Raw genomic sequence first — 23,106 nt, forward strand, 5'->3', positions numbered from 1 at the left:
CATTTAGGCTGTGCGGCAGACTCCCCCCATTAGAACGCTAATCCTTCCTCAAATGTCAGTGCTCTGCAGGTCTATCCGCCGGGGAGGAAGACCTCCCCGTGATATGGAGGCTCACACCCACCCCGTGAACTCCAGAATACTCGCTTTCGCCGATTGCGCCTCCGACTGCGCACCCTTGCGCCATTCCTTGGGCGGGACGCCCATCAGCTTGGAGAAGCAGCGGTTGAAGCTGGAGATGGAGTGGAAGCCGACCTTCTCAGAGATCTCCAGAATTGAATCCTCGGTGCTCTTAAGCTGCTTGCAGGCTTCCTCAATCCGGGTGCTGCTCAGGAAATCCAGGGGGGCGGTGCCCATCGTATCATGGAATTTGCGGCGGAAATGGGTGGTGCTCAAGTGGCACAGCCCGGCCAGGTCATCGATGGTCATCGGCGCCATATAGTTGCGGGTGATATACTCCAGCGCGGGGGCGATAGCGAAGTCACCGAGGAGCGTATGGCCGGCCTCCTGGCCGCTCAAGGCTTCGTTCGTAGAATGAATGCGGAGCAGCTCAATGTACAGGGACAGCAATAAGCCGTACGCACTCTCCTGATAGTAAGGCTTCTGCTGCTGCAATTCGAGGACGATGGAGGTAGCCAGCGTATAGACGAGGGGGTGCTTTTCCCTGCTCAGAATACAGTTCGCACCCTGCACTGCCCAGAGATTCGGCTCGAAGCCAGCGTAGGCACTCTTGAAGGAATGCTGAAACAGATCCTCCGGCGAGAAAAACAGATAGGACCACAGACTGGCCTCACCCGGAGAACTGTACGTCGTATGGGGCAGATACCGCGGCAGGAAGGTCACATCCCCGGCGGCAAAAGGCACGTTCTCGCCCTTAATCTCCATAATCCCGCTATCTGAATAGCAGATCCCGATCTCCAGGTGGTTGTGGAAATGCAGGTGCTCGCTCTTGATGTCAGAGATCTTCCAGCGTTCGCCGCTGAGCAGCAGGACAGGGAAATGGATCGGCAGGCTGTAGTGGCGGTACTCAATGACGGGTTTCTTTTTTCTGGGCATCTTCAACAGCTCCTGTCCTTCTTGCGTTAGAATAGGAATGAAGAATAAAGGGTCGAAACTGCGCAGTTTTGATGTGAATGTGCTTAGATGTAGAACATTTTACTGCTTACAATAGATTCTGTAAAGCGCTTCCAAGGGGATGGAAGGATAATAGCTGCCTTCAGAGACGCAGGGAACAGGAGAGGGGAATACACATGCTTCAAGTTAAATATAACCGGGAAGAAATCTTAAGTGTAATCGATAAAGTGGCAAGGAAGACACTGGCGATGGATTTAACATGGGAGTGGCCTTGCGGCGTTGCCTATTATGGGGTGTCCAGAGCCTACCAGACCACGGGGAACCAGGAGTATCTGAACCAGCTGGTGAAGTGGGTAGATGAATATATTGAGCTGGGGCTGCCAGACTGGACGGTTAACACCTGTGCCATGGGCCATATGCTGATCACGTTGTACGAAGAGACCGGGGACCAGAAGTACTGGGATATTGTCATGAGTAAAATCGGCTATATCCGGGGGAGCGCGCTTCGGTTCGGGGATCAGGTGCTGCAGCATACGGTCTCGGTGTCCAATGACTTCCCGGAGCAGGCTTGGGCGGATACGCTGTTCATGGCTGCGTTCTTCCTGCTGCGTGTGGGCAGCAAGCTGGAGGATCAGGAGCTGATCCAGGACGCGCTTAACCAGTATTACTGGCACATCAAATATTTACAGGACCCCAGCACCGGCCTCTGGTTCCACGGCTATAACCATGTGAAGCAGGACCATATGTCCGGGCTGTACTGGGGCCGGGCAAACGCCTGGGGAGCCTATACGATGTCGCAGGTGAAGCCGCTGCTTAAGGAGTGGTACCTGTACCCGCAGTGTATGGATGTGGAGTGCTCGCTCCGGGATCAGCTGGCGGCGTTGAAGCTGGTACAGACGGAGGACGGCCTGTGGCGTACGCTGCTGGACGATGAGGAGTCCTATGAAGAGGTGTCGGCATCCTGCGGGATCGCTGCGGCCATGGTGAATAACGGCAATCCGCTGCATACCAAATATGTGCAAAAGGCCCTGAAGGGCATTCTGGAGAACATCACTGAAGACGGACGTGTACTGAATGTATCGGGCGGTACGGCCGTCATGAAGGACCGTGAAGGGTACCGCCATATTCCCAAGGACTGGACTCAGGGCTGGGGCCAGGGCCTCGCGCTTGCGTTCCTGTCGGATCTGCTGAAATAGGAGGAATTCCCGTTGCCGAAATTATCTACAGGCTCCACAGGAGCTTTTACCCTGCCGGGGGAAGCCGGTTATGAAGCACTGACGCTGAAGCTTGCCGAACGCTGGGGGGCCGATGTCATTCGTGACAGTGACGGTACGCAGTTGTCAGAAGAGATTATTAATGCCGGTTACGGCATCTATTCGACCCTGTGTATCATCCGCGACCATAACGGCTGGGCGTCGAAGAACCCGGACAAGCTGCAGCAGACCTTCCTGATTACGAGTCCGAAGGTGGCCGTGCACGATTACATATCCATCTATCTGCTGGAGGATTTCTTCGCGGAGCAATTCAGGGTGAATGATTCCTGTGAAGCGTTCAAGTACTGGCAGGTGTATGACCGGACAACCGGGAAGGAGGTGCCGGGGGAGCAGTGGAATTACGACCGGGAGTCCGGCAATGTGGTGCTTACCGGCATTACACCTTGGCATAAATATACCGTCAGCTTCATGGCCTACCGGATCTGGGAAGAGATCTCCATGTACAACCACACGACGAATCACTGGGACAAAGAGCATCTGATGCAAATCGATCCGATGTATAAGGGGACCCGGCAGTACCTGCTGGACTGGATGGAGGACTGGTGCCGGGAGCATCAGGCAACGACAGTGGTCCGGTTCACCTCTCTATTCTATAATTTTGCCTGGATCTGGGGCAGCAGCGGGCAGAACCGCCATCTGTTCTCGGACTGGGGCTCCTACGACTTCACGGTTAGTGCGCGGGGCCTGGATCTGTTTGCGGAGCAATACGGTTATTCGCTGACTGCAGAGGATTTCGTGAACGGCGGCAAATACCGTGTCAGCCATATTCCGGCGGAGCAGCGTAAGCTCGACTATATGGCTTTTATCAATGATTTCGTCATCGGGTTCGGCAAGCAGTTAATTGACATTGTCCATAAGCACGGCAAGCTGGCCTATGTCTTCTACGATGACAGCTGGGTGGGCGCTGAGCCCTACAATGACCGCTTCGGGGAGTTCGGCTTCGACGGGATGATCAAATGCGTGTTCTCGGGTTATGAAGCCAGGCTCTGCTCAGGGGTGAAGGTGGAGACGCATGAGATCCGGCTGCATCCGTATCTGTTCCCGGTTGGCCTGGGCGGTGCACCTACCTTCATGGAAGGGGGCAATCCCACACTCGATGCGAAGCAATACTGGATCAACATCCGGCGCGCCCTCCTGCGTGAGCCGGTCGACCGGATCGGCCTGGGTGGCTATCTGCATCTGGTTGAGCCTTACCCGGATTTCTGTGCGTACATGGAGAAGATTGCGGATGAATTCAGGGAGATCAAGGAGCTGCACCGGCAGGGGGAGCCTTATCACATCAAGACTAAGGTAGCTGTTCTGCACTCGTGGGGCAAGCTGCGGTCATGGACCCTGTCGGGCCACTTCCATGAGACGTATATGCATGACCTGATTCATATCAATGAGGCCTTGTCCGGCTTGCCGGTGGAGGTGCGCTTCATCGACTTCGGGGATGTCCGCCAGGGTGCCCTTCAGGATGTGGATGTGGTGATCAATGCAGGCAGCGCCGGTTCAGCGTGGAGCGGCGGGGACCACTGGAAGGACAGCCAGGTAGTGGACGCCTTGACGGAATGGGTATATAAGGGCGGTGCGCTCATTGGAGTGAATCAGCCTTCCGCCGTGGACGGCTATGATCACTACTTCCGGCTGGCGCATGTTCTCGGGGTGGATGAGGACACCGGCGCCAGGGTAGCGCATGGCAAATGGGCTTATGAGGCTCAGCCGGTTCAGGGGCTGGTGCCGGATGGCGTCAGCATCCGGCCGAAGGACAATGTCTATCTGACCGGCGGGGCTGCTACGGTGGTCCGTGAGGCAGAGGGCAAGCTGGCCCTGACTGTGAATAGCTTCGGAAAAGGGAAGGGCATCTACCTGTCATCCTTTGCCTTCAGCTGGGAGAATACCCGCCTGCTGCTGAATCTGATCCGCTTTGCCGGCAATGAGCTGGAGGAGACCCGCTACCTTCCGGATAATCTCTACACCGAGTGTGCGTATTATCCGCAGAGCAAGCGTCTGGTTGTGATTAACAATAGCGGCCAGCCGCAGCAGACCACCATCGAGACGGACTATGGTCCGCAAGTTGTGGAGCTGGAAGCTTTTGATACGGTGATTCGGGTGATTGGGAGGAATTGAATCGTTATCATAATTATGATAAAATAGCGCTAAAAGGAGGGGAGTTTAATGCCACAGATTCGGCCCGTATCCGACTTGCGCAACCATTTTGCTGAAATATCCCGGATTGTTCATGAGAATAATGAGCCTGTTTTCTTAACCAAAAATGGTTATGGGGATATGGTAGTGATGAGTATCGAACAATATGAGAATATTCAGCAGAATCAAGAGATTATCATGAAACTTAAAGAAGCCGAGCATGAAGCCGATACCTCTAAGGAGCGCTACAGTCACTCTGAAGTATTTAATAATTTGCGAATGCAGATTCGGAATAAATCAGATCAATAACGCCCTGCCAAGGCGTTTTTTTTATTTAGGGTCCTTAAGTTATTCCATTCATGTAGTCTATAGCCAACTGCGATCAGGTGTTATTTGGGCGAATTAGGGGAGGACCCACATGGACAAAAAGTATAAACTGCGTTATCTGAAATTGGCACTGTCCGATTTGCAGGATATTATGGATTATGTGAGCGATGAGCTTGCTGCACCGGATGCAGCTAATGATCTGTTGGATAAGTTTGATGAAGCCATTGCCAGGTTAGAGTTATTTCCATTCTCCAGTCCTGTTGCTCGTAACATGATTGGCTTAAAGGATGAATACCGTTCTTTGGTTGTGGAGAATTACATCGTGTTCTATGTTGTATTAGATGATATTGTTGAGATTAGACGGGTGCTTCACGGGAAGCGCAAGTATGAAGATCTGATGTAATATACATTCTGCCGGAGGAATGCCTATGCCAGGGACTACCCGCTTCAGACAATCCATCGCCTTCATTGAGGAGCATCTACATGAGGAGATTCCGCTTGAACAAGCTGCGCAGGCCGGATTCACCTCGCTGATGCAGCTGTACCGTGACTTCTATACCTACACCGGACACTCGGTCAAAGAGTACATCCGCAAGCGCAGGCTCTCGGTGGCGCTCGGGATGATCCGGAGCTCACAGCGTCCGCTTGCCGAGATTGCATACGCCTGCGGCTACAGCTCCCAGCAAGCCTTATGCAAGTATGTGAAATCAGCCACAAGTTTAACCCCGTTAGCCTATCAAAAAAGTACCGCCTGCTATTTCTTCCCCAGATTCGACAGTGAAGCCGTCCGGCAGGTAACCGTCAGCACAGAGATCCTTCCTGCAACCATACATATGAAATTCTATTCAACCAAGCACAGCGGCATCGAGCAGCAAGCGCTGGAATCGTTATACGCTCTTCTCCCTGCCTACCAGGGCAGACTCTTCGGGAGAGACGGGCAGCCGCAGGGCGGCTTGTTCTGTTATGAGCTTGCGGTGGAGCATGACCCGGCCTTGATGCACAGCTTAACCGGAAGTATCTTCCGGGAGCTGGAGGTGGTCCCAGAACACAGCTTCACCTGTGCCAAGCTGGCGGTCCGAAACGATGAGGCTGAGATCGGACTGGCCTGGGACTATCTGGTTCTGAAGTGGCTGAGGAGCAGCATGTTCGAGCAGGAAGAGGAGGACTATGGGGAAGAGTACATCCGCAAGGGCTGCGAGGTGAAGAAGCTGATTCTGTATGTGCCGGTGAGGAAGCGGACGGATTATGACAAGATCAGTGTGAGCTTCAGTGCAGGCTTTGAATTTCTGGCTGCGTCAAGGGAAGGGGAGCAGGCGGAGGCGGAGGAGGAGGCAGCGGCAGCCGTGATGAGTTATTGCTCACGTTATCATCCTGAGGTACTAAGAGCGGCAAGCCTGTTCTGCGTCATCCAGCATGGCGGCCGCTATACCTGCGGAGTCCGGCTGGAACGGTGGCAAGCTATAGCGCTGGCCAGAGATAGCGGCCTTCAGATTTTGCAGGCTCCCGCCGGCAGGTATGCGGTGCTTGAGAGCAGCAGCTATGGGGACCGGGGAATGTTTATCGCGCTTTTGGAGAGCTGGATAGAGGAGTGCGGATGGAGCAGGGAGGAGGCGCTTGCTTTTACCACCTATGAGACAGTAGCCCAGGGCCGCCCGGATGCCATAACCATGAGCGTGTGGATGAAGCTGAAAGATGTTAAGAAGTGATAATATTTACGCACCCCGAGCTACTATACTTGAGCTTAACCAGGAGAGGAGCTGACCTATGAATCTGAGTAAGCAAGCACTGCCGCAGCAAGGAGCTGACGGCTATAGTCCACGTGTGAAGCCGGTAATCCTGAGAATGGTGGAGGAGCTGAAGCAGATGGAGATGTTAAGTGAGGTTCATGTAGAGCAGGTTACGGAGCTGTGCAGCATTGTGGACAGGCCGGAAATGAAGGTCGTGGGGATTGCGCTGCCGATATCGTATGAGAGCCGGGGCTATGGCGGGTATTATGATTCCGGGCAGGCGGGCGGTACGATTAATGATTACTTTTATACGAAAAAGCTGGCGGCAGAAGGAGAGATTGCACTGCTCTCCAGTCTGATAGAGCACCAAATTAAGGGCCGGGAGATCGTCACAGTACGCACCGGGGTTCAGGGGGATGGCAACTACAAAGTGATTGTGGGCATGGAGGTGAGCAGCTTCGAGGGGCTGCCTGCTCATTTGCCGGAGTATACAGAGACGCTGACCGTACCCGCTTGCCGGTATGCCAAGGTTCTGATCAATGAATCGAAAAGCGCCGGGCGGACCGGCCACGAGGAACGGATGCACGCCGATGAATATTTTGTGGGTGAATTCCGCAAGGATACGGGTTATGTCTATAATCCCGCTGGCCTTAGCTTCAATACATATGACCAGTCCGGTGATATTCTTACCAAATACGAGCCGGTGATCCTGCCGGGGAATACGGCCGAGCAGTTCAGCTCCCTGCGCTTCAAGCCGGTGACGCTGCCGGAGATGAAGATTGCCTGCAGCATGACGCTGCCGGAGGATGAAGAGTTTGTGATTACCAAATATTTTAGCGTACAGGATCAGGTATTCGCCACCGGGGCAGCCCGGTATTATCTGCATGACTATTACGGGTTTCCGGTGAACAGCGGGGAGGAGGGGAAGGTGAATTCCTGCTTCGGCACAAGAGTCAGCAGCTTCGATGGCCTTCCTGACAGTGTAGAGAAGGTGACTGTGCCTGGGGGCATCTATCTGCATATTACCCAGCTTGAGGTGAACGGCGATAATCCGGGCATCCCGTACGATGCCGCATTCAATCATCTGGAGGAGCTGTACCTCAGCGCCCACCCTGAGTATACGCGCGACTGGAGCAGGCATGTGATTGCCCGGTTCCGCCAGGCGAACTGTGCCTCTGTCTTCGTACCGCTTACTGCTGAATAACCTGGCCGGGGGCCGGCGTGGAGATAATATGATAGTATAGAGGTACATTTATTTTCCCGTAGGGGTAGAAAAGAGCGTATCATGAGAATCATCATTTCACCTGCCAAAAAGATGAAGGCGGACACGGATTTCCTGGAATCCCGCCAGGCTCCGCAGTTCTTAAACGAGTCACAGACGCTCCTGGCCCTGCTTCGTAAGCTCAGTTACGCAGAAGCCAAGGCGCTGTGGAAATGCAATGATGCTATTGCTGCGCTGAATATGCAGCGGATTGAAGAGATGGATCTAACCCGGAATCTGACCCCGGCGATCTTCGCCTATGAGGGCATCCAGTACCAATACATGGCGCCGGGGATTTTTCAGACGGAGGAGCTGGATTATCTGCAGCAGCATTTGCGGATACTGTCCGGGTTCTATGGCATCGTCCGGCCGTTCGACGGGGTGGTCCCTTACAGGCTGGAGATGCAGGCCAAGCTCGGCGGGCCGGGCTTCAGTACCCTCTATGAGTTCTGGAACAGAAGATTAGCGGACCAGCTGTTCGCAGAGACTGACACGATTGTGAATCTGGCCTCCAAGGAATACAGTAAATGCATCTCTCCGTACTTGGGCAGCCATGTCCGGATGGTTAGCGTAGTATTCGGTCAGGAGATCGGCGGCAAGGTGGTGGAGCGGGCGACGCTGGTCAAGATGGCCAGGGGTGAGATGGTCCGGTTCATGGCGGAGCAGCAGATTACCAGCGTCGAGGAGATTCAGGGCTTCAACGGGTTTGACTTCCGGTATGAAGCGGCCTTGTCGGACGAGAACACGTATGTGTTCGTCCAGGCGAAGCAAGACAAAGAGTAGACTGATAGAGTGAGCAGTATAGAGGGTAATCTTGAAGATGGTGGAAGCACCGGATTCGGGGTTACCCTTTTGTTTGAAATATAAGAATTTATACGCTTCACTCAATAACTTATCCTTATATTTCTCGCTGAAACGTTACCGTCCTTCAAAAGGACGGCAAAGCCGTTTCCACTTGTTGCGGGCGGAAGCTCGCTTTTTGTAAAATAAGGAATAACTGAGAACAGATTCAGGAGGAGGACTTATGATTAGGAGACGAGGCCCACTTACTAAAGAGCGCTTACTGGGGGAGCTGGATGCACTGGGGTATTCCGATAGAATCAAAGCAGTCACAGGACTAGGCCGCGATCACCTGGGGTCCCCGGAATATTCACAGTTACTTACCTCCTTACTGGAGGACGGGGCTTATGAAGCGCGTCTGGCCCTGATGGGGGCGATCGCCACGCTGGATGCTTCTGTGATTCTGGCGGGGCTGAAGCACCCCATGGCAAGCATCCGGAATATGGCTGCGGGCCTGCTGCCCAAAGTCGCCTCAGGCGAAGAGATTGAACGCGAGCTTCCGCAGCTCTCACAGGACTGCCGCCGCAAGCTGCTGCGCACGGTAGCCCTGATGAACCGCCAGGAGCTGGCGGAACGGTTATTGCCAGTGGTACAGGCCCGGTGGGGCCCGGAAGAGGCGGCGATTGTGCTGCAGGCCTGCTCAGAGGCAACCGTCCGCGCGCGGCTTGTTGAGCTGGGGTACGCCATTAAGGATTGGAAAAAGCTGACCAGCCGCCACCTGGAGGTGGTCGCGGAGTATTTCACCAGAGAGCTGGAAGCAGCTCCGCTTAGGGCCAAGGGGACGGTCTGGTCAAGGTTCTCCTCCGCGCTGGAGCATCTATGCAATCACAAGCCTGACCTGGTGCTGGCTTATGCGATGAACCATGGACCGGCAGACATGCTGCCGCCTGCGCTTAAGGCGAATCTCGGCACACTGATGCGCCTGAGACCAGGCGCGGTGTATGAGCTGCTGATGCGGACACAGACGCGTGGTGAGCTTATGACTTACGGTGTGCCTGAAGCTGTGCTCAAGCGGGCGAAGCTCCTCTCCATGGACGAGTGGTCGCAGCTTGCCAAGCTGCTGGCGGACCAGCCCCACCATGTGGCGCGGCTGCTGGAGCATCTTGCGCCATCTAAGCGCCAGGAGATTTTCGATGCTGTGTATGAGGAGGAGAAGCGCGGGGAGTGGATTTTCCCGGAGGGGCTGCTATATGTATTGCCGCATGAGCTGCGTGACCGGGAGGCTGCCCGCATGCTGGGCCTGCGTGAGATCAGGGAGAACCGGGAGAGCACCCTGCGCATTACTGCTGCCCGCTCCATTCTTCAGGTCCGTGAGCAGCTTGAGCAGGCCACCCGGGTATCGAATGCCGACGAACGCGCTACGGCGCTGATGCAGCTAATCCGCAGCACGGTTCTTGCAAGGCAGGGAATGGATGCCACACTGCTGACCTTAGGCCGCATCCGTAATGATCAGGACCCTGTGCGGAGCGCGGTGTTCAAGGAGCTGTCAGAGAGTCCGGCGTCTGTGTACGAGGCTGCTCATGTCCCTGCGCTTACTGTGCTAGTGGACAGTGTGATTGATGCCAGAGACACCTCCTACGGTACTAGGTACTCTGTGCAGCAATTGGCCTTCTCGATTCTGCGCCATCAGGCGGCGGAGCCGGGCGGGGAGCTGTTCAAGTTCGCGCTGAACACGCTCCAGAAGCTGGCGAAGCAGGACGGGCAGCTCTCTTTGCCGCCCCTTGCGAAGAATATGCCGCGGGGCGTGGAAGAGATCATCTTTGACAGTATCTATTCCTACGCCGCACAGGCGGGGAAGCGTGAGAATTACAACCTGGTGCTGAGCCTGGCAACTTCATTTGGTAAAAGAGGCTATGGCATCGTCAAGCTACAGCAGCTCTTACGGGAAGCCACCCGGGCCAAAACAGAGGCAACTGCGATACAGGCAACCAGGCTCTGGCTGAAGCCGCTGCAGACGCGGGATGAACGGGTGAAGGAGCTGCTGGATGCAGATCCATCGTATATTACCATCCACGAGGTATTCTTGCATCTGCATCTGAAGCGTCAGGAATGGCTGGACCCTTACCTGTCGGGCGCTGCGATCAAGGGCAAGTTCCTCTCAGGCAAAACGGTATATCCTGTTCCGGCTGCGGACGGGTTTCACCGCTGGCTGCCGCGCCAGCAGGAGGCGTATGGTGCCCTGTTAAGCACAATCGCTTTAGGTCCCAAGTACAGCCTATTTGAGCGTTCGCGAGCGATTAGAGTCATGGCGAGTATGCCGGATAGGAACCCGAAGCTGCTGTATGAGCTGGTACAGGACAAAGAGGTGGCGGTAGCGGAGGCAGCGCTTCATGCCTTGTCCCTGCTGGAGGAGCCGGAGAAATCCCTGCCTGTGCTGCTGGAGCATCTGGATGGTGATCGGGCCCGAGTAGCGATGTACTCCATCCCAAGGTGCATCCGCCGGGTCAGTCCGCAGCAGCTGTCTCAGGCTCTGAAGGCGCTGCTGAGCCGGGAGAAGCTGAAGATCACCGTCCGCAAGGAAGCCATCCGCCTGCTTGGTGTGTATAGAAGTGAGGACAGTCTTCCGCTGCTATTGAAGGAATTCGCTAAGCCTGCTGTGCATAAGGATGTGGTGATTGCTGTAGGGCATGCTGCCAGGGGGCTGCTGGACGATGAACAGAGCTGGGAGGTGCTGCGCGCCATCGCGGCTTCTCCAGAGCGTGATATCGCAGTGAGCTTGTTGTCCCGACAGCCTGATGCACTTCCGCTTGCCTACAGACCGCGCTATCTGGACTTAATCATAGCCATTGCCGATCACCCGGATGTATCCGTCAGCAGCCAGGCTTATAGTTCCATGAAGTGGTGGACAAGCGGTTATGAAGGTACCGTTGCGGCGGCTGCGGCTCAGGCGGTTGCGGGTCTGAAGGACAGCTCCAGCTGGGAGTTCGCGTTGATGACACTGATTGAAGCCGCCCGGGACGGCAAAGTGAATGCGGTTGTGGCCGGGATCTGCCGGCAACTGGCGGCAACGCCCATGACACAGGAATGGAATGCAGCGGCAGACAGAGATCTGCCCCACCGGCAACGCTTGCAGGTGCTCATCAACCAGCTTACAGGTCTGCCCAAGAGTACAAGGGTGCAGCTTACCCCGTTGTATCTGGAGATGATCGATATTCTGGCTGCCGATGAGACTCTGCTGGGCCTGATTCTGAAATTATATATTGCAGTGATCGACTGGAGTAACGTTGAGGAAGCGTCCGTGTATGTGAAGCGGGTCGCGCAGGAGGTAACCCGTCAGCCGCAGCTCTTGAGCGAGTTGTACCGCGGGCTTGCCGTCAGCCTGGAGAACAGCGCCGGATACTGGACACCGGAGACACTGCTTGAGATTGTGGATGTGCTGCGGGCAGAACCGTCTTATGAAGCTCCGTATCTCGGACTGTCCTTGCTGGAAGCAGCGGGAAGCGCGCTGCGCTGGAGCCCGGAAACGTCAGAGCGTCTGCGGGAGTACAGGAATTATGCGAATCCCGCAGTCCGCACACAGGCGCTGAATATTTGGACGGCGGGGGAATCCCGGCTGTTCATGCTATAACCGCATATGCAGGATGGGCCAAGGCTTGCCTTGCTCATCCTGTTCGGAGCGGGCGTAGACCTGGAAGCCTAAATGTTCATAGAATCCGGTAGCCTGGGGATTGTCTTCATTCACATCGACGGAATGCACGTTCAAGTGGTGTATGGCATAGTCCACCAGGCTTTTGCCTATACCCATTCCCCGGACTGCCGGGTCTACGAACAGCATCTCAATCTTCTGATCCTGAATCCCGATGAAGCCGAGGGGATGCCCCTCCGGTTGGGTATGCATAATCAGATGCTGGATCTCTGCAATCCCTTGCAGAACCAAGGGACGCAGGTCTTCAATATCCTGCAGGGTGAGGAACAGGTTTGTAGCCTTCACAGAGTTCTCCCAGATGACTAGCAGTTCTTGGGAGAGTGTCTGGTTTCGATTTTGGTCTGTAAGGTTCTGTATCTGGTTCGGGTTCATAGCGTTAGCGTTCTCCTTAATCCATTTTTTTAAAATATAGAATTTATATGTTGCACACGATAACTTATCCTTCTATTTCTCGCTGAAACGGTACCGTCCTTTAAAAGGACGGCAAAGCCGCTTCCACTTGGATTATAGCATTAAGAATAAATAAGAATCGAGATGAAGCGATATGATGACCCGTCAGCGGCTGATCCGGAATGGCGGAATGGCGTTTATTTGTTCCGGCCTGGCAACAATCACGGCAGCCCTCGGCGTTAACATGCGAATACTTGCGAAAAGAGGGGCGAATTAAGGCCATCGTCCCAAAAGATTAATGACGGGACTTCCAATTCTTGATACAATAAAACCACTTACGTGAAATTATTCACAATTAAAGCGGCTAATGATTGCTATAACGGGTGTGATTGCATATTATATGTATAAAATTATAAAGTACATTTGTAAAAGTGAGGGGATTCGAATGGCGACACATCGCTTGAATAGTATGGAAGTTAAAAAGATGAACCGGAACGCCATTTACCGGTACCTGTATCACCGTGAATCCACTTCCATTCAGGAGATTGCGCAGGCGCTAGGTCTAAGTCTTCCCACCGTGACACAGAATCTCAAGGAGCTGCAGGAACGCGGGCTGATTGAGGAGACCGGGCTGTATGAATCTACCGGAGGCCGTAAGGCCAAGTCGTTGGCCTGCAACAGGGTGGCGGGTTATGCTGTCGGATTGGATGTTACCCTGAATCATGTGGGAATTGTCGTCATTGACTTGAGCGGCAGGATCATTAAGAATGTCAGGAATCATTATCCATTTGCGAATGAGGAGACTTACTTCCGGGGAGTAGGCAATCTGGTGGAGGATTTCATAGAGGCTTGTCAGCTGGACCGCAGCCAGATTCTCGGTGTAGGCATTGCGCTGCCCGCGATTCTATCCGGGGACCGGCAGACAGTGAGCTATGCTACAGTCATAGATTTCAAGGGAGGCAGTGTCCGGCGGTTCGCCGAATACATCCCGTATCCCTGCGTCCTGAGCAATGATGCGAATGCGGCGGGACTCACTGAACTGTGGGGAGAGCAGGACATACACAATGTGGTCTATCTGTCCCTTAACAATAGCGTGGGCGGTGCCATTATAGTAGGTAATCAGATTTATGCAGGCCAGAATTACCGCAGCGGGGAGTTCGGGCATATGACAATTCTGCCTGGAGGCCGGACCTGCTACTGCGGGCAGAAGGGCTGCGTCGATGCCTACTGCTCCGCGAGACTCCTCTCGGACAGCACCGGGGGCAGTATTGTGGAATTCTTCAGGCTCTTGGGAGAGGGCAAGAAGGAGCAGCAGGCCATCTGGCAGGAGTATGTGGGCTATCTGGTCATTACAGTGAATAACCTGCGGATGCTGTACGATTGCGATGTGATTCTCGGCGGCTATGCCGGGGCTTACATGGAGGAATACATCGATGATCTTCAGGCGTTAGCAGCGCGTAAGAACACCTTCGAACAGGACGGTTCCTACCTGCGGGTCTGTAAATATAAGCTTGAAGCCACCGCTGTGGGCGCTGCTCTGGAGCTGGTGACGGAGTTTATCGACAGCATCTAGATCCGGGTTGATCTTACCCTAATACAATATCTGCTTTCCCCGCTCCTCCAGAAGAGGGACGTTGCTGCAATCGCGGCACTGTCCTTCTCTGGGGGAGTTTTTGTTGACTTCACTTTAAATCTGATTATAATCTTATTTAAATAGTTTTATAAAAGTATATTATTATACTAAGAGTACCTAATGTCCCTGAGGAGGAGAAATGGATGAAGAACAGAGCTTGTTATATGACAGATCTGAAGCAAATGGCAATGAAGGAAATCGGCATGCCTGTAGCCCAAGCGGGCGAGGTCATTGTGAAGCTGGAGGTTGTCGGCATCTGCGGCTCGGATGTGCATTACCTGGAGCATGGCCGGATCGGCGATTTCGTGGTGAACGGAGATTTCATTCTGGGGCATGAATGCGCCGGAGAAGTGGTGGAGCTTGGCCCTGGCGTGAAGCATCTGAAGGTGGGGGACCGGGTGGCCCTGGAGCCTGGTGTGACCTGCGGACAATGTGAGTTCTGCAAGAGCGGCAAGTATAATTTGTGTCCGGATGTACAGTTCCTGGCTACGCCGCCGTATCATGGCTGTCTGATGGATTATATGGCTTTTCCGGAGAACATGGCCTTCAAGCTGCCGGATAATGTGTCTTCGAAGGAGGGGGCGCTGGTGGAACCGCTGGCGGTGGGACTCCATGCTGCGGCACAGGGCGGCGTTAAGCTGGGGGACCGTGTGGTGATTCTGGGAGCGGGCTGCATCGGGCTGGTCACTTTGCTGGCCTGCAAGGCATACGGGGCTACGGAGATTGTAGTGGTGGACATCATTGAGAAGCGGCTGGAGGCGGCGATGAAGCTAGGGGCTACGCGGGTGATTAACGCCAGACAGGAGGATGTACTGGAGGTCATTGCGGCCTGGACCGATGGCGCGGGCGTGGATAAGGTCATTGAGACGGCAGGCAGCGAGCATACGGTGAAGCAGACTCCTTATCTGGTCAAAAGAGGCGGAACCATCGTCCTGGTCGGCCTGGCCGCCAAGGATATCATCGACTTTGACTTCATGCAGATTATGTTCAAGGAAGCCGACATCAAGTCGGTCTTCCGGTACCGCAACCTCTATCCGGCGGCCATCGGAGCCATCGCGGACGGCAAGATTGACGTCAAGGGCATCGTCACCCACGAATTTGACTTCGAGGAGACGCAGCAAGCGTTCGATTATGTGATCAACAATAAGGAGGATGTGGTCAAGGCTGTTATTCGGATGGGCTAAGCGGCTGCAGGCGAACGGTGAGTATGTAGCGATGAATGAATATTGACAGTAGTGGCAAGTGAGCTATAGCTGAGTGTTGAGCTGTCCCGTTCCGGGGCGGCTTTTTGGCGTTGGGCGGATATGAAGGCGGGACGAGGTGGAAGAAAGGGACCCATCCCTTTGGTGGGCTGAAGGAGCCAATGTTAGTCCGCCGCTGCCGAAATTTCCCGAATTTCCGCCACTTGCTTCCCGCGAGAGCAAAGATCCCGTCGATTAGACCCAATAATTTCATAATATCAATAAAAATTGGGGGTTAATCTTTAGTTTGCAGAGAGAAATGTAAACGCTTACTAGATATAATCATCTCGAAAGGAGGACAAGTAAATATATGGTATAACCATCAGGATAAGTTATATTCTACGGAGAGAAGCAAGCTGCAAGCAAACACCATTATAATCGGGAGGTATTAATTTACAATGAAAAAGAAACTTCTGACGGTATTAATGACAGCGGCACTCAGCTTCAGCGCGTTCGCAGCGACAGCAGGCGCAACAGATTATTGGCAGAACTGGACCGATGGCGGCGGAACTGTGAATGCGGTGAACGGATCGGGCGGCAATTACAGTGTGAACTGGTATAACACCGGGAACTTCGTAGTCGGTAAAGGCTGGACCTACGGCACGGCGAACCGGGTGGTGAATTATAACGCGGGTGTCTTTTCACCTTCCGGTAACGGATATTTGACCTTCTACGGATGGACCCGGAATGCCCTTATTGAATATTACGTGGTCGATAGCTGGGGGACTTACAGACCTACCGGCCAGTTCAAAGGCACTGTGAACAGTGACGGGGGTACCTACGATATCTACACCACAATGCGTTACGATGCTCCTTCGATTGACGGAAATGCCACATTCCCTCAGTACTGGAGTGTAAGACAATCCAAAAGACCGATCGGCAGCAACGTTCAGATCACGTTCAACAACCACGTGAATGCCTGGAAGAGCAAAGGCATGAATCTGGGAAGCAGCTGGTCTTACCAGGTACTGGCTACCGAAGGCTACCAGAGCAGCGGCTCCTCCAACGTAACCGTGTGGTAATGGACAAGCTGACCGGCACTTGCTGTTCCGGCAGTGCCGTAAGTTCAGCTAATCGTTGACAGGCTAAGGCCGGCCGGGTGTACAAGCTGCCGGCCTTATCATTTTCGCGCACCGAACTACGCTTAAGTCCTGTACCTTGCCCATCTGCTCCAAAGGAGAGGTATTCATGAGAAAACCATTAATGATTCTGATTCTGTGCATGGCAATCGCGGTTATAGCCAGTGCCTGCTCGCAGGAGAAGCCTGCCGCTGATGAGCGTTTAGTGCGGGTGGAAGGCGGTACTTTTAAGGATACGAAATCCAATTATTACGGGACAGAGATGACCCTCCCGGACTTCTACATCGGAAAATATGAGGTCACCCAGCAAGAATGGCTGGAAGTGATGAAGAATAACCCCTCGCAGTTCAAAGGAGATAAGCTGCCGGTAGAGAGCGTAACCTGGTATGATGCCGTGGAGTACTGCAATGAGCGGAGTGTGAAGGAAGGCCTGGCCCCCTATTATAATATAGACAAGAACACGGTCGATCCGAATAATACAAGTGACCGGGATTTCATGAAATGGACTGTAACGGTGAATGAAGGGGCGGACGGTTACCGTCTGCCGACAGAAGCCGAGTGGGAATATGCAGCAGGCGGAGGCCAGATGAGCACAAGCAGCCCGTATAGCGGAAGCAGCAATCCGGAGGAGGTTGCCTGGTACTGGAGGAATTCCGGCGATCAATTCCTGACCGGAGACTGGAACTGGCCTGCGATTGAGAACAACCATAGCCAGCCGAGGAATACGGGCCTCAAGCAGCCCAATGAGCTGGGACTGTACGATATGTCAGGGAATGTAAGGGAATGGTGCTGGAACTGGTATGGAGAATCTGATCCGAATAGCAAGAGCGGCTCGGTCCGGCTGGTGAAGGGCGGCGGCTGGATCGGCGGGGTGAACAACACAGAGGTATCCTTCCGCGGCAAATTCGAGCCGAGCAGCCGGGGAAATGACCAGGGTTTTCGTGTGGTTCGGGCTGTAGCTGGCAAGTGATTCACCCGTACGTATTCAACAGGAACAGAATAGTTTAAGCAGCAAGCCTTCGGGAAGCTTTTCCGGCATGAGCGCATCTATGGATGCGGCGGCTGGAGAGGACCCGGAGGTTTTTTTATGCTCAGGCAGCATCCTTTCAACTTACATTCAGATTCACTATGTATACTCCGTATATGGATTAAGGCACATGCGAAAGACTCGCCGGACGCTGCCGATCAGGAGGGTATCATGGTAAAAAGAATCCAGCAAATCGTAACGTTCATCCTCGCCTTGTTCATTGGGCTGTTCATCGCTTCATCCTTCTTGTTCCGGGCAAAATATAATTATTCCGTGTATGGAGACCGGGCGGTGCTGGAAGGGCAGCAGCCGCTTGTGTTCCTGCTATGGATTGTAGTTGTTCTGGTACTGGGCTTTGTGCTGTACAGACTCTCCCGGAAGCTTGAAGGGTATAGCCGGGCGAAGGTTATTCCAGCCGTTCTGCTGTTGTCTGGTGCCATGCAGCTCGTGATTATTTTCCTGTTCAGCCGTATGCCTACAGATGATTCACAGACGGTGCTGTCCCTGGCCTGGGCTATGCTCTATGACAAGGACTATTCCTCCTTTCAGTCAGGCGGATACCTGTACATGTTCCCGTTCAATTTCTCCTTCGTGCTGTATCTGAAGACGCTGCTGCTTCTGTTCCCGGACAATTATCTGGTGATCAAAAGCTTCAATATTCTTTTCTCGCTCGTCACCACGCTGGTTATCTATCTGCTCTGCCAAGAGCTGAATCCTAAATCAGGCAGGAAAAACTATGGCCTTCTGATTGTGGCTGCGACCTATGTTCCGGCTTTGTTCATGAGCAACTTTATCTATAATGATGGAATTGCCACGGCTCTGCTCACCAGCGCGCTCTACTTCGGAGTCAGGTTCATCCGCAGAAGATCCATGAAGGATATGCTGTTCGCGGCAGTACTGCTGACACTCGGCAACTACTTCCGTAGTATAGGTATGATCTTCCTGATTGCCATTGTTCTCAGTCTGCTCCTCAACCTGCGGGCGATTGGCGTGAAGAAGGTCATTGCCGCCCTTGGAGTAACGCTGCTGCTGTGGGTTCTTCCTGCCTGGATTCAGAATACGGCACTTCAGGCAACAGGCATTGTGGACGAATCGCCGTCCAGCAATTCTGCTCCAGTGTACATGTGGCTGAATATGGGGATTAATCTGGAGACACTCGGGTTCTGGGATGACCGGGAGAGCTATAATATCTACCAACAGGAGGCCGGCTATAATAAGGCGGAGAGTGTAGAATTGTTCAAGGCGTCTATCCGCAGCAAGCTCTCCGGTGCGACCTTAACCGGGCTTGCAGAAATGTATTATAAAAAGCTGATCTGGACCTGGACGGAAGGGACGTATCAGATGGAACGCTACGGGATTGGAAATGAAGCAGCCTCCTCAACTGGCGGGAGGGGCGGCATGGTGATGGGCCATTACAGCTATTCCACAGCTGCAAGCAGGTTGTTTCAAGGCGATTCCGCCTATCGGAGCGGCTTGCTGTGGGCCTTATATGTCCAGAATTTCCTGATGTACGTCTTCATTCTGATCCGGTTAATCCGGGGACTGCGGGCTAAGCGCTTCGCGGAGACCCCGCTCCTTCTGGTGATTCTTGGCTTCATCGGGTTCTACCTGCTCTGGGAGATTAAGTCCCGGTATCTGTATCCTGTGTATCCGCTGCTGCTTGTCTTATCCTACTTGGGTGTTCAAGACGTATATGTATTACTGACCGGGACAAGGAGGTCTAATCATGCGGCCTAAGAAATATTACATCACCTTAATGATTAGTATGCTTAGCTGTTCGCTGCTGCTCACTTCCTGCGAAGCAGTCACGGCTCAGAATATTACCAGTGCAGACTTCAATTCCCGGCCCGGCGGGTTCCCCGGCATGAACGGCGGCGGCACCAACTTCAAGGATGGGGGCAGGGGAATGAACCGGGAAGGCCCTGGCAGAAGGGGGATGCCAGGGCCAGACGGGAGGGCAGACAGCACGCAATGATTGCGAAGCAGTGGACGCTAAGCTGTTGTGCCCCTTTGTCATAATCCCACTATTTCATTTTGTGAGTCCCTCAGGACAATGCTTTTTCCACTTGCGGATCTTCCCCCGAAAGGTCTTGAACGGGGCCGCCGAGTTAATGTGAATCCACCGGGCCATCGGCCAGTTCTCCTTGGTTCCGGTCCATTGACGTGCGCCCTGGATGAACAGTTCCTCCTCTGTTAATGTTCCAATCCAGTCCAGCCACTGCTGCTCGGCTTGCCGGAAGAGTTCTCGTAACTCAGGCAGAGAATACTGCGCATATTTACTGTAGAAGGACTGATACAACCCGCCGAGCTGATTCCACTTGTAATCCGCAGCGGGCATCTGGACTGTTCGTTCCGCCAGCTCATTCTTCTCCCAGCTCCGCACCAACTCCAGCCAACCCAGCTGATACGCGATGATCTCGGCTGGGGTTTTGTCCACCTCGGGAATTCGCGTATCCTTATATGTATTGTTAATTCCGTCATACTCGGCATCCAAGAGCAGGTACAGATTATGGATCGTGTCTATCAGCTCCTGTCGGGACGAGTATTCATAGCTTGCCATAACAATCCCTCCTTTCCTCTGGTATACCACAGGGTTGTGACAACAGTCTGTCCAGTTCAACCGGGCATTTAGAAACTATGAGTAACATTGAAGCCGATTTTCAGTGATAGCTGTATTTTATACAATTAAAAAGCGTGAAAAGGAGACTTTTCCTCTTCTAACTGTAGTTTGTACAACTAAATTTGCCCCAATGGTGAGAACCCCGGTATAGAGGGGAGTTTAATTGTACGAAATGCAGCTAAACGGATATTTGGCTGTAATTCAGACGATTTAGTTGTACAGAGTGCATCTAAGCACGCCAATGGTATGAATCTGATAATCTACTAGTGCCAAATACGCTGTACACTCACAAGCTTGTCCTCATGGAAGCTTAGCTTATAGATGTCGGGCATTTCTAACTGCTTCCAGAAGCTAAAATCATAACGCTTATCCAGAGCATTCATGATCAGGACCATCATATTACCGTGCGTTCCGATAGCGATCGAATTTCCTTTATATTGCTGCAAAACTTTATAGAGTGCTTGTACGCCCCTATTCTGGGCAACTAGATTGGATTCTCCTCCCGGCCAGGCGAAGGAAAAGTCCTCCCACACCTTAGACATTGCCTGCCCGAAATCGGTGACAGGCTCTGCAGACAACACTCTTTCTTTAAAATTATCTTTGATTACAATCGTAGTCCCAAGCGGTTTCTCCAGTCCCTGAATGGTCTGTATAGCCCGTTTATAGGGACTTGAGATTAGAATATTAATATTCTCATGGAGGAGTAGTCGGGTAACTCTCCAGGCGTCTGCCCGCCCCTTCTCAGATAAAGGTCTATTCAATTCATCGGTAGAATAAGTAGAGTGGGCATGTCGTACGAAGTAGAGAGTGGTAACCATTGACTATCGCCTCATCCATTTATATTTGTACAGTATTGTAACACGAAGGAGACGGAGGATTCAGCGATGAAGGAGCAGTATGGGGAGAGGATTAAGCAGGTTATTGCCTACATAGAAAATCACAGCAGCCAGCCGCTGCGGCTGGATCAGCTGGCGGAGGTCTCCCATTTCTCCAAATATCATTTCACCAGAATATTTACAGCCTTCACGGGCATGACGCCCATGGCCTTCGTAACCAGGAAGCGCATTGAGCGGGCGTGGGCGCTGCTGACTGAGACGAACCTGACCATTCTGGAAATCTCGGGGAATTGCGGGTTCGAATCCGTATCTGCGCTGGGCGTTCATTTCAAACGGCATTTCGGCTGTACGCCCAGCAGTATCAGGAATAGCGGGCAGAAACATAGCAATTTCCCGTCAGTCCTCAGCAATAAGCAGGCAGAGCCGGCCGCCCTGGCGGATTACAATGTAGCAGAAGGTAATCCGCTGTTAAGGAGGGCATGGGACAGTATGGTAGAACTTAGAGAAATTGCAGAAGTTGAGGTCGCTTATGTCAGGCATATTGGAAGGTATCTGGACACATATCACGCATGGGACAAGCTAAGCCGCTGGGCAGCTCAGCAAGGGTTCCATCCGGCGAATCAGCAGTTCATCGGAATCTCACTGGACGACGGGGAACTTACGGAAGAGTCTGCCTGCCGCTATGATGCTTGTGTTACACTCCCGGAGGGATTCGAACGGGAAGCTCCCCGGAAGGAGGTAGAATACAAGACTCTATCCGGCGGGTTGTATGCGGTGTATTCCTACTATGATACGGTAGATAGATTTGTCCTTGCGTACGATACTATGTTCAGCGTATGGTTACCTCGCAGCGTCTATGAAGCCGATGACCGGCCATGTCTGGAATTCTGTCTGAATGATCCTGCGCAGGACCCGCAGGGCAAGTGCATGGTTGATTTGTACGTCCCCATTAGGCCAAGCGCTTAAGGATCAGAGAAGGGAGTGCCCCGGGTGAAGATGGAGATAGTGTTTGACCAGTTCCCTGTCTTAAGGTCAGAGGAGCTGGTACTGGGCAAGATTGAGGAGGAGCATCTGGACGGGCTGTTCGAGATTTACAGCAATGACCATGTGTTCGAATATTGCGGGATTATCCCCAAGCACAATAAGACTACAGTCAAGAGCATGATCGGTCATTATGAACGGGATTATGGCAAAAGATCGCGGATCAAGTGGGGCATCTTCGCCCCAGCAGACGATACGCACCTGCTCGGGATTATTGAAGCCTGTGACTTCAATCAGAGGGTCAATATGGTCACCATTGGCTACTTCCTCGCGGAAGCCCAGTGGGGGAAGGGCCTCGCCTCCAAAGCCGTTGAGCTGCTGACAGCATTCCTGTTCCAGCAGGCTCAGGTGAACAGAATTCAAGCGGAAGTGATGCTGAATAATGAGCCTTCCAAGAAGGTGCTGCTGAAGAACGGATATGTCAAGGAAGGGATGCTGCGGCAAGCAGCCCTCTGGTCCGGCAAGGGGGTTGTCGATCTGGAGATCTACAGCATGCTTAGGGAAGAGTATATGAAGGTTCTACAACCGGACTATGAGGCCCTTATTTTGCAAGTGGAAACGGCATTGCCGTCCTTTATAAGGACGGTACCGTTTCAGCGAGAAAGATAAGGATAATGATAGCGCGAAGCATATAAATTCTTATCTTTTGAGAAAGACAGATTTACCACTCGCCCTCGGACTGAGAGGCCGTTATAAGGCCAGTTGGTGATTAGAATGAGTCAAGAGCGACTGGTTAAGTGCATGTGAGTCCGCTTAGCCCGCAAAATGGTACAATTTACAGGAATAGCGGCTCTCCAGTCCGCATGGATCGCAGCAGGAGTGCTGCTTAATTGCACAAATTGATGAAGCCAGCAACCAGCAGACTTAGGTGGTAACGGATCATGCATGCGGACATATATATTCTTCACTGAAGATGTGCTGTACGGTCCATCCATTCATGCCAAAAACCGCAGACAGGGGCGAACC

Annotated in this window: 20 protein-coding genes; 16 read left to right on the forward strand and 4 right to left on the reverse strand. The window is 53.1% G+C overall.

Annotated elements, in window-relative coordinates; translation table 11 throughout:
- Positions 1 to 111: 111 nt before the first annotated feature.
- On the reverse strand, positions 112 to 1,053 hold the full coding sequence (locus NST69_RS02295) for an AraC family transcriptional regulator (RefSeq protein WP_209875307.1): 942 nt from the start codon (positions 1,051 to 1,053) through the stop codon (positions 112 to 114).
- Positions 1,054 to 1,247: 194 nt separating this feature from the next.
- On the opposite strand from NST69_RS02295, the gene NST69_RS02300 reads away from it, so the two are divergent.
- The 8 genes from NST69_RS02300 (at position 1,248) to NST69_RS02335 (ending at position 12,195) form a co-directional block, all read left to right on the forward strand.
- Positions 1,248 to 2,267, forward strand: coding sequence for a glycoside hydrolase family 88 protein (locus NST69_RS02300; protein ID WP_036730724.1), 1,020 nt, complete (start codon positions 1,248 to 1,250; stop codon positions 2,265 to 2,267).
- 12 nt (positions 2,268 to 2,279) lie between these two features.
- Positions 2,280 to 4,454 (forward strand): 1,3-beta-galactosyl-N-acetylhexosamine phosphorylase, encoded by a 2,175-nt coding sequence (gnpA, locus tag NST69_RS02305; RefSeq protein WP_342548373.1) that lies wholly within the window; start codon positions 2,280 to 2,282, stop codon positions 4,452 to 4,454.
- A 48-nt stretch (positions 4,455 to 4,502) separates the two neighbouring features.
- A complete protein-coding gene (locus NST69_RS02310) occupies positions 4,503 to 4,781 on the forward strand; it encodes a type II toxin-antitoxin system Phd/YefM family antitoxin (protein ID WP_209875301.1) in 279 nt (92 codons plus the stop codon).
- A gap of 109 nt (positions 4,782 to 4,890) precedes the next feature.
- Complete coding sequence (locus NST69_RS02315) at positions 4,891 to 5,202, forward strand: type II toxin-antitoxin system RelE/ParE family toxin (protein ID WP_036730717.1); 312 nt, start codon at positions 4,891 to 4,893, stop codon at positions 5,200 to 5,202.
- A gap of 25 nt (positions 5,203 to 5,227) precedes the next feature.
- The gene (locus NST69_RS02320) at positions 5,228 to 6,505 is read left to right on the forward strand and encodes an AraC family transcriptional regulator (RefSeq protein WP_342548374.1); all 1,278 of its coding nucleotides are present in this window, start codon (positions 5,228 to 5,230) and stop codon (positions 6,503 to 6,505) included.
- A gap of 58 nt (positions 6,506 to 6,563) precedes the next feature.
- Positions 6,564 to 7,730, forward strand: coding sequence for a GyrI-like domain-containing protein (locus NST69_RS02325; protein WP_342548375.1), 1,167 nt, complete (start codon positions 6,564 to 6,566; stop codon positions 7,728 to 7,730).
- An 81-nt stretch (positions 7,731 to 7,811) separates the two neighbouring features.
- Positions 7,812 to 8,570: a peroxide stress protein YaaA gene (gene yaaA, locus NST69_RS02330; protein WP_342548376.1), complete on the forward strand. Its 759-nt coding sequence runs from the start codon at positions 7,812 to 7,814 to the stop codon at positions 8,568 to 8,570.
- Positions 8,571 to 8,811: 241 nt separating this feature from the next.
- Entirely contained in the window at positions 8,812 to 12,195 is a 3,384-nt protein-coding gene (locus NST69_RS02335) for a HEAT repeat domain-containing protein (RefSeq protein WP_342548377.1), read from the forward strand.
- Here the strand turns inward: NST69_RS02335 and NST69_RS02340 are convergent.
- Complete coding sequence (locus NST69_RS02340; RefSeq protein ID WP_342548378.1) at positions 12,190 to 12,645, reverse strand: GNAT family N-acetyltransferase; 456 nt, start codon at positions 12,643 to 12,645, stop codon at positions 12,190 to 12,192. The genes NST69_RS02335 and NST69_RS02340 overlap by 6 nt on opposite strands.
- 463 nt (positions 12,646 to 13,108) lie before the next feature.
- On the opposite strand from NST69_RS02340, the gene NST69_RS02345 reads away from it, so the two are divergent.
- The 6 genes from NST69_RS02345 (at position 13,109) to NST69_RS02370 (ending at position 19,618) form a co-directional block, all read left to right on the forward strand.
- On the forward strand, positions 13,109 to 14,236 hold the full coding sequence (locus tag NST69_RS02345) for an ROK family transcriptional regulator (protein ID WP_342548379.1): 1,128 nt from the start codon (positions 13,109 to 13,111) through the stop codon (positions 14,234 to 14,236).
- Positions 14,237 to 14,439: 203 nt separating this feature from the next.
- Complete coding sequence (locus NST69_RS02350) at positions 14,440 to 15,480, forward strand: NAD(P)-dependent alcohol dehydrogenase (RefSeq protein ID WP_342548380.1); 1,041 nt, start codon at positions 14,440 to 14,442, stop codon at positions 15,478 to 15,480.
- A 455-nt stretch (positions 15,481 to 15,935) separates the two neighbouring features.
- Positions 15,936 to 16,559, forward strand: coding sequence for a glycoside hydrolase family 11 protein (locus NST69_RS02355; protein WP_209875283.1), 624 nt, complete (start codon positions 15,936 to 15,938; stop codon positions 16,557 to 16,559).
- 166 nt (positions 16,560 to 16,725) lie between these two features.
- Positions 16,726 to 17,586 carry an SUMF1/EgtB/PvdO family nonheme iron enzyme gene (locus tag NST69_RS02360; RefSeq protein ID WP_339253617.1) on the forward strand — a complete coding sequence of 287 codons (861 nt, stop codon included), beginning with the start codon at positions 16,726 to 16,728 and terminating at the stop codon, positions 17,584 to 17,586.
- 228 nt (positions 17,587 to 17,814) lie between these two features.
- Positions 17,815 to 19,380 carry a glycosyltransferase family 39 protein gene (locus NST69_RS02365; RefSeq protein WP_342548381.1) on the forward strand — a complete coding sequence of 522 codons (1,566 nt, stop codon included), beginning with the start codon at positions 17,815 to 17,817 and terminating at the stop codon, positions 19,378 to 19,380.
- Complete coding sequence (locus NST69_RS02370; protein WP_342548382.1) at positions 19,370 to 19,618, forward strand: hypothetical protein; 249 nt, start codon at positions 19,370 to 19,372, stop codon at positions 19,616 to 19,618. The genes NST69_RS02365 and NST69_RS02370 overlap by 11 nt, the downstream gene beginning before the upstream one ends.
- Before the next feature lie 54 nt (positions 19,619 to 19,672).
- On the opposite strand, the gene NST69_RS02375 is transcribed toward NST69_RS02370, so the two are convergent.
- Entirely contained in the window at positions 19,673 to 20,203 is a 531-nt protein-coding gene (locus NST69_RS02375) for a ClbS/DfsB family four-helix bundle protein (protein ID WP_342548383.1), read from the reverse strand.
- 323 nt (positions 20,204 to 20,526) lie between these two features.
- Positions 20,527 to 21,081 carry a histidine phosphatase family protein gene (locus NST69_RS02380; protein WP_342548384.1) on the reverse strand — a complete coding sequence of 185 codons (555 nt, stop codon included), beginning with the start codon at positions 21,079 to 21,081 and terminating at the stop codon, positions 20,527 to 20,529.
- A 66-nt stretch (positions 21,082 to 21,147) separates the two neighbouring features.
- Here NST69_RS02380 and NST69_RS02385 point away from each other — a divergent pair, with 66 nt between their 5' ends.
- Both NST69_RS02385 and NST69_RS02390 read left to right on the forward strand, forming a co-directional pair.
- The gene (locus NST69_RS02385; protein WP_342548385.1) at positions 21,148 to 22,065 is read left to right on the forward strand and encodes an AraC family transcriptional regulator; all 918 of its coding nucleotides are present in this window, start codon (positions 21,148 to 21,150) and stop codon (positions 22,063 to 22,065) included.
- Between the two features lie 24 nt (positions 22,066 to 22,089).
- On the forward strand, positions 22,090 to 22,749 hold the full coding sequence (locus NST69_RS02390; RefSeq protein WP_342548386.1) for a GNAT family protein: 660 nt from the start codon (positions 22,090 to 22,092) through the stop codon (positions 22,747 to 22,749).
- Positions 22,750 to 23,106 lie beyond the last annotated feature (357 nt).

Origin of the sequence: Paenibacillus sp. FSL P2-0089 (genome assembly GCF_038595095.1) — a bacterium.
Classification (GTDB): Bacteria; Bacillota; Bacilli; order Paenibacillales; family Paenibacillaceae; genus Paenibacillus_AQ; species Paenibacillus_AQ silagei.

Coding starts and splice junctions, on each gene's coding strand:
- NST69_RS02365 (WP_342548381.1), top strand. CDS start 17,815: ATGGTAAAAAGAATCCAGCAAATCGTAACGTTCATCCTCGCCTTGTTC.
- NST69_RS02360 (WP_339253617.1), top strand. CDS start 16,726: ATGAGAAAACCATTAATGATTCTGATTCTGTGCATGGCAATCGCGGTT.
- NST69_RS02350 (WP_342548380.1), top strand. CDS start 14,440: ATGAAGAACAGAGCTTGTTATATGACAGATCTGAAGCAAATGGCAATG.
- NST69_RS02325 (WP_342548375.1), top strand. CDS start 6,564: ATGAATCTGAGTAAGCAAGCACTGCCGCAGCAAGGAGCTGACGGCTAT.
- NST69_RS02300 (WP_036730724.1), top strand. CDS start 1,248: ATGCTTCAAGTTAAATATAACCGGGAAGAAATCTTAAGTGTAATCGAT.
- NST69_RS02380 (WP_342548384.1), bottom strand. CDS start 21,081: ATGGTTACCACTCTCTACTTCGTACGACATGCCCACTCTACTTATTCT.
- NST69_RS02345 (WP_342548379.1), top strand. CDS start 13,109: ATGGCGACACATCGCTTGAATAGTATGGAAGTTAAAAAGATGAACCGG.
- NST69_RS02340 (WP_342548378.1), bottom strand. CDS start 12,645: ATGAACCCGAACCAGATACAGAACCTTACAGACCAAAATCGAAACCAG.
- NST69_RS02335 (WP_342548377.1), top strand. CDS start 8,812: ATGATTAGGAGACGAGGCCCACTTACTAAAGAGCGCTTACTGGGGGAG.
- NST69_RS02315 (WP_036730717.1), top strand. CDS start 4,891: ATGGACAAAAAGTATAAACTGCGTTATCTGAAATTGGCACTGTCCGAT.
- NST69_RS02385 (WP_342548385.1), top strand. CDS start 21,148: ATGAAGGAGCAGTATGGGGAGAGGATTAAGCAGGTTATTGCCTACATA.
- NST69_RS02370 (WP_342548382.1), top strand. CDS start 19,370: ATGCGGCCTAAGAAATATTACATCACCTTAATGATTAGTATGCTTAGC.
- NST69_RS02310 (WP_209875301.1), top strand. CDS start 4,503: ATGCCACAGATTCGGCCCGTATCCGACTTGCGCAACCATTTTGCTGAA.
- NST69_RS02295 (WP_209875307.1), bottom strand. CDS start 1,053: ATGCCCAGAAAAAAGAAACCCGTCATTGAGTACCGCCACTACAGCCTG.
- NST69_RS02375 (WP_342548383.1), bottom strand. CDS start 20,203: ATGGCAAGCTATGAATACTCGTCCCGACAGGAGCTGATAGACACGATC.
- NST69_RS02355 (WP_209875283.1), top strand. CDS start 15,936: ATGAAAAAGAAACTTCTGACGGTATTAATGACAGCGGCACTCAGCTTC.
- NST69_RS02320 (WP_342548374.1), top strand. CDS start 5,228: ATGCCAGGGACTACCCGCTTCAGACAATCCATCGCCTTCATTGAGGAG.
- yaaA (WP_342548376.1), top strand. CDS start 7,812: ATGAGAATCATCATTTCACCTGCCAAAAAGATGAAGGCGGACACGGAT.